Source organism: Staphylococcus sp. HMSC65H10 (genome assembly GCF_001839185.1).
Classification (GTDB): Bacteria; Bacillota; Bacilli; order Staphylococcales; family Staphylococcaceae; genus Staphylococcus; species Staphylococcus simulans.
The window spans coordinates 1-6,442 of sequence record NZ_KV840308.1 but is presented as its reverse complement, the minus strand read 5'-3'; the positions used below and the strand labels follow the sequence as shown (position 1 = coordinate 6,442).

Annotated in this window: 6 protein-coding genes and 2 pseudogenes; 5 read left to right on the top strand and 3 right to left on the bottom strand. The window is 29.5% G+C overall.

Annotated elements, in window-relative coordinates; translation table 11 throughout:
* Positions 1 to 372: 372 nt before the first annotated feature.
* Positions 373 to 703 (bottom strand): annotated as a pseudogene (locus HMPREF3270_RS01250) (DDE-type integrase/transposase/recombinase); the annotation flags it as partial.
* Positions 704 to 825: 122 nt separating this feature from the next.
* On the opposite strand from HMPREF3270_RS01250, the gene HMPREF3270_RS13705 reads away from it, so the two are divergent.
* The 5 genes from HMPREF3270_RS13705 (at position 826) to HMPREF3270_RS01230 (ending at position 3,694) form a co-directional block, all read left to right on the top strand.
* Positions 826 to 921, top strand: a complete 96-nt coding sequence (locus HMPREF3270_RS13705) for a type I toxin-antitoxin system Fst family toxin (protein WP_138108223.1) — start codon at positions 826 to 828, stop codon at positions 919 to 921.
* 849 nt (positions 922 to 1,770) lie between these two features.
* Positions 1,771 to 2,019, top strand: a complete 249-nt coding sequence (locus HMPREF3270_RS01245) for an AbrB/MazE/SpoVT family DNA-binding domain-containing protein (RefSeq protein ID WP_070469062.1) — start codon at positions 1,771 to 1,773, stop codon at positions 2,017 to 2,019.
* Entirely contained in the window at positions 2,013 to 2,345 is a 333-nt protein-coding gene (locus HMPREF3270_RS01240; protein ID WP_070684197.1) for a type II toxin-antitoxin system PemK/MazF family toxin, read from the top strand. Before HMPREF3270_RS01245 ends, HMPREF3270_RS01240 begins: the two co-directional genes overlap by 7 nt.
* Before the next feature lie 616 nt (positions 2,346 to 2,961).
* The gene (locus HMPREF3270_RS01235) at positions 2,962 to 3,231 is read left to right on the top strand and encodes a hypothetical protein (protein WP_142351633.1); all 270 of its coding nucleotides are present in this window, start codon (positions 2,962 to 2,964) and stop codon (positions 3,229 to 3,231) included.
* A gap of 244 nt (positions 3,232 to 3,475) precedes the next feature.
* The gene (locus HMPREF3270_RS01230; protein WP_070684199.1) at positions 3,476 to 3,694 is read left to right on the top strand and encodes a hypothetical protein; all 219 of its coding nucleotides are present in this window, start codon (positions 3,476 to 3,478) and stop codon (positions 3,692 to 3,694) included.
* Positions 3,695 to 3,941: 247 nt separating this feature from the next.
* Here HMPREF3270_RS01230 and HMPREF3270_RS01225 read toward each other — a convergent pair whose 3' ends face one another.
* Positions 3,942 to 4,427 (bottom strand): immunodominant staphylococcal antigen IsaB family protein, encoded by a 486-nt coding sequence (locus tag HMPREF3270_RS01225; protein ID WP_070684201.1) that lies wholly within the window; start codon positions 4,425 to 4,427, stop codon positions 3,942 to 3,944.
* A 673-nt stretch (positions 4,428 to 5,100) separates the two neighbouring features.
* A pseudogene (locus HMPREF3270_RS01220) lies at positions 5,101 to 5,550 on the bottom strand (protein rep); the annotation flags it as partial.
* Positions 5,551 to 6,442: the final 892 nt, after the last annotated feature.

Genomic DNA, 6,442 nt, shown 5'->3' with positions numbered 1-6,442 from the left:
TAATGCAGTTGCAAGATACATCGAGGAAAATTATTTTTAATATATAAGTGAAGTGAATATCGTGTACAAAATAACTACCTATAATTGAAATATCGTATTTAGATGTTGCATACATTATGCATGTATATTGTATGCATTCATAATTGAAGATCACTTGCATATACAAAGAAGGTATGATGTACAAAAGACATCGTAATTTTCGTTAATTTCAATATTATCCTTTGTTGCATTTCTGATGTTTTTGAGTATCTTCTTTTTCTCGACTTCTTTGTTACCTCGATGTAAGGTATAACTAGCTTGTTTTGATTTTTTAGCTCGTCTAATTCTTACTTTCTAGGATGTTCTGTATTTTGTTTGACTGCTTTCCAAAGTCATCGCTACCTTCGTTGAAGGTTTCTGATTTGTAATCACTATTTGAGGTTTACCAAATTGTTTAGCGAGATGTTTTATAAACATATATGCTGAATGATTATCGTGTTGCATACGTAATCAAATATCTAATGTATAACCATCTGTATCAATGTCTTGATTTAAATAGCTCCATGTTTCTTTTACTTTGATGTATGCCTCATCAATATGCAGTTTGTAATAATTTTTTTACACTTTTTCTTCTAAATTTGATATAAAATTGGAGTATATTCTTGAACCCAACGGCTATAGTGATGATATCATTGTTAAACTGTTTATATCTAAAATAATTCATATAGAAGCCTCTTTTTGTCAAAATTACACTATAAAATCAACTTTGCAACAGAACAACAGATGGTATAATAGTGTAGTCGTCTTAACTTCCGGCGATATTTTCGACGGAAGGAGGTGCTTAATATGTATGTAATCTTCGTTCACATCATTGCACCAGTCATTAGTGGCTGTGCAGTTGCGTACTTTACTTACTGGCTTAGTAGTAAACGTAATAAATAGAAGGCGACGTTAAGCCGCATCAAAAACCCCCTCACTACCGCAAATAGTGAGGGGGTTGGTGCATATATGCATATAATCTTCGTTAAGTAAATTATAACATTATAGTAGTTAGGAATGCAAAACTATAACATTTATTTCCCCAACGTGTTTACGAAATTTGTAAAAAGAACCGCAGGTCTCTTTTGATTTATGGATTTTCGCCGTCCCAAGATATTAACCACATGTTGGTTAATTAAGATAATATCAATTGTTAAAATGATATTCAGTTGACTTTTCTAAATTTGCAACAGAACCAAAATTTTGATAATTTACGAGTTAGAATCTTTATGGTACATTATCATACCTATTGAACTACTAACAATTATTTCGACTAAAAAACAATATTTGTTTAGATATTGAAGATGATATATAATGAACTTGCATATGTAAGCTCCAGTTATTTTGGGAACTCATCCTGAAAGGTACTGGGCTTTTTTTATGTAAAAAATTCTTTCAATGATGAGTGACAATTTAAATAGATGTACCATTATGATCAAGGTTCACAAAATGACCAATGAGTCCTCGCTATCTTTGATAGTGAAGGACTCATTGGTCATTTTTGTTATGGACCATACGTTTAACTTTTTGTACAAAGTGTGGCTTTCTTAAAAATTAAAAACATTTTTGAAAATAAAAAGAGAAATTAGAGTCAAAAATAAGCTTGACCATACTACAGTAGTAAAAGAAATAATTCATAATATGTCAGATGACATCCAATAGGATGAAGATGTTGTGCTGTGATAATGATATCCGAATGTTATGACTACGTTATAACGTGTGATACACTTATACTAAAGGGAGTGATGATACATGAGAACATTATCAAAAGTTATAAAAAATGGGAACAGCCAAGCAATCAGTTTAAATAAATCCATCTTACATGAAGCAGGTTTAAACATTGGGGATTCTTTAAATGTAGAAATAAACGAGGGCGTAGTTAAGTTTACCAAAAGAGAAAAATCAATTATCGATGAAATTCATGATTTTTATCGTAATGGCGGTCACTATGATGAAAAAGAAATTAATTTTGGAGATGAAGTAGGTCAAGAGTTATGGTAAAACAATTTGACATTATAATGATTGATCTAGATACGACTCGAGGTGAAGAGAAGCAAAAATATCAACCATATGTAATCATAAGTAACAACTTTGTCAATCAAGGATCGCCTTTTGTTTGGACTTTACCTATAACTAATAGAACTAAGAGGTTTCCTTCAGATATAGTTGTTAAAACAAAACGTAATAGCATAACAGGTATCATTGATTCACTACAAATAAAATCTTTAGATATTAAAGCGAGAAATAATAAAGTAGTAGATGAATTAGATGAGAGTATCCAGTCTGATGTAATCAATACTATCATTGCACATTCTAAAATGATTTAAAGTCAATCTTTTGAATAAAATCGATAGAAACAAATATAGTATAAATAGATAGAAGCGGATAGTATCTCTTCTATCTATTTATAAGGATTGAAAGTAGGATGAATTTGTGCTCCTTACAGTTAATGTAGCGGGTGTGAATCTAAGTTGATTTGTATACTCGCAAGTCAAGATGAATCTTCATCGTTAATACATAATAAGATAATGATATTTAATTTGGAAGTGGGTCTTAGCTATGTATAAAGTACTTATGGTAGTTTCTGTAATATTGTTTTTTTAGCTGTGATTATATAAGAGTATTGATAGCAACCCTGATTTTTTGGGAATATAACCAGAGTAAAGAAAATAAGCAGAAAGAAGGCACTGAATATTTTGAAGGTCAACTCTTTACAGTAATGAAAAGTAAACAGCTAAACGCGTGATAAAAATTATGATTAACAATAATATTAAATAGTCCGAAAGTAAATAAAGTAAATTATAAAGTTAAAAGGTAATTGTAGTGTATATGACAACTTTAATACGTTAGGTAGTCTTGAGAACTGGCAGAATGATACAAAACAATGAGTGGGTGTTAAAAATGAACAGGAACTTAGAGGTCAAGGTTACTTTTACGAAGTCAATGAATGAGGGGAATGACGTAGGTTATTTGAGTTGGGTTACAGGAGCAGAAATCCCCAAAAGATTTGTTATAGGTTATAGTGCAGAACAACCTGAAACAAGACGCTTTACTGCACATGTCAACCAACAAGTATTGAATCTGGGAGACTATATAGATGAAGAGGATATGAATCGTTTAGAAGATACATACTTTGATTTTAGAACATCTGATAAAAAGGTTGTCAGTCTTACGGTACAGTTTGCGTCTTGTCTAAGATTTATTACAGATTGAAATGCACAAGAATAATGTGATTGTATGCTAAAGAAGCAACTTTTTGTGCTTGAAACCAGTTGTGTCAACGGTTTGATAGGTATAAGCTCTCATTATAATAGTTACCTATAGTATCAAAAAAAGAAGTAACTTGTTTATAAACTAAATTTACTATATTTATTAAAACCCGAAATTAAAAAAGCGATATTTACACAATTTCAGAAGAAGAAAAAACATTACAACATTTCTAAAAAGGAGTATCAAAATGCGTAATTTTAGTGAAAAAGAAATAGAAAAATATATAAAATACTTTGATGAAAACATGATAGACATAAACGAAGTAAAAGGATTTTGCCATATATGTGGCAAACCTCTAAAAGATTCGGAACTTCCAAAAGGAGCAGAAAAAAGAGTAGTTTGTTTAGAAGATTTAGACGTATTCATTGAGATATTCACAGAGTTAGAAGAGGGAAATGCACTATAACTTAAGTTAATTTTATTCCAATTACTTTATTGACAACGAGTCTCTGCCCCCTTAACAACCCCTAAACTTGTCGAATCGTTGGCCGACATTCGTCTCCAAGTTTAGGGGTTGTTAAGGGGCTCCTCATTGATTAATAAATTTTTTCGGCATAAATGCGTTTCCTATTATTTATTTTTATTCACTTTAAATAAAAAAACGTGAAGTAAGCGAACTTACAACTTACCTCACGTTTTATACCTAAAATATCTTATTCGCTCGTAATTTGACATTTATTCACATAGCCATTGTGAATATAAAATCTGACATCTTTATTACCAATTTTGTACATATATACTTCACCCCATGCTGAAGTAGGAGAGTAATAATTTGGTTGACCATAATTTTGAAATAAAGTATTTTTATTAATAGATTTTCCATCGAGAGAGAAGAAAACACCATTAGCTTTATTCTCAGATACACCAGTAAGTGTTTGATCGTATAAATTTATTCGATTGTGAACAGATGAATTCTTTGATATTTGATAGCCGTTGATAGTAAAATTATCGTATTTCAATGACTCTTTGAAATTTTTGTCTAATATAAATCCACTTTGATACGCAGTATAACCATCATAATTATAATAAGGTTCAATAGACTCTTGCGCCTGTGCTTCCGTTGCATTAAATAGTTCGGGCGTTACAGAGAAACCCAAAACAATACCACTAGCTAGAACAATTTTAGAAAATTTCTTCATAAAAAATCCTTCTAATTATTTATAATTCATCTATAATTATTACATAAATATTACATAAATATTATAAAAATTTCATCCGAAGTTATTGCTTTATTAACTTCAAAATTTAAAACACCAACTATTTTTTTCATGACTATCATAGTTAAACTCTGTTTAATTATGGTTTCTTTTTATGTAGTGCCTATAGACAAATTGGACACCCAAAAAGCTTTCATACTGAAAGTAAATTGCTCGTAATAATGAAATGATCTTAATTTCAATTTTAAATTGGATTTCAAAGCATTAAATCCAATTTATAGTATATTAATTACCTAGAAATTTCTGTCAGCTCTTAAAATGCAAATGAGAGGCAAATAAATATATTTTGATTTTACATCACAAATTTTAATCAAAGCCAATGACGATTTTTAATTCTTTCAAGGATAAATTTCTATAAAAAAACACCGAAATCTTGATTTTGTCCAAAATAAAAATTAAGAGCATAAGGGGAATTTGCCACCTTTTAAAAAGGTGGGTCTGGCGAAGCCAGACATTTCAAGGATTACAACGTTTTACATTAGGTGCCTAAAATTTGTTTTGTACCCAAAATGTCCCCAAATATTTTTTAGCACTTTTCAATAAAAAAACGCTAGCTTTTTCGCTAACGTCTTAGAAAAAATATCAAAATTTATACTCAAATTTCTTCGTCAATTTCATCAATCATTTGATGATTAATTTTACTTTTTTCTTCTTCGGTTAAATCAAAAATTTCACTTGCTAAGTATTCTTTTTGGTTCCAGTGATAAAAAATTTGATAAATATATTCTGTCGGATCTACTTCTTTAAGATAATCTAAATCCCCATTTTTTAATTTCTTTCTTGCCTCTTTAAACTGTCCAGAATAAACAAGAATCTGTTTCCCTTTGAGTGATTTATAAAATGTATCGAACACTTTTTGATTAATTAAGTAGTCGCTATCTTTACCAGAATACTTCGCCATTTCGTATAATTCTTTGTTGTTGTTCTGTTTAATTTTTTGGACATGTACTTGTGTAATTTCATCAATTCCTGTTACATCTTGCCATAAATTCAGCCATTCTTTTTGACTAATATGATACCGTTTATCTGTTTCGAAGTTGATTTTGGCAACAGAACTTAAAATATAATTTAATTCCAAAATTGAACCCCATGTTGCTAAAAATCAATCTACCAAGGATGAACATAAATCGCTTCCATTAAAATAAAGAATACTTTAGATTAATAATATATATTTCAATCGAAAGCAAATCTGGACTAAAATAGAAAGTGTGTTAGTTTGAATGGTTTTATTATTAGAACAGTTAATCTATTAGTGAAAGAATAACAAAATAGTTATGTTTATCTAAATCGAGTTAATGATATAACAACTGTTGGATACTTTGACCTATGAGTTGAAGAAAGTAAAAGGGAGGAGGGGTAAACATTAAAAAAGAGACAATTTCATATCTTAAATTTATTAGCGTTTTTTTGATAGTATCAGGTATTTCAATCTTAATCATTCAATATATACTTCAAGCATCGTATGGAATGATAGTTTTAAACTCAGTCGATCATATTCTTGTCATGTTAGGTTTGTTAACTATTACTACTTCATATCTCTTAGAAAAGAAAAGAGACAACTTCATTCTTTCTCTTGTTATTTTTGCTATACTATTATCATTTAAATTCATCATTTAAAAAGAACGATAAGGGGCTGGAACATAAATCCAACCTCAAAAAAACCCAAGGAGAATCTTTAATGATTTTCCTTGGGTTTTTATATAAAATACTCATACTATTTCAAAAAATAAAGTCCTCACGTATATTAGAGAATAACCAAAAACCCAATCATTGAAGGAATTTTATGTATAAAATATATAACATGTCTCAACTATCATCACCATTAACGACTGACTTTACCTCCCTTAAAAATGATACAACATTAATTGTTAATGAAATTGTAGAACAGTTACTCGAATAATTGATAAAGCTGATACAGAGAATATCTTTTGATTATA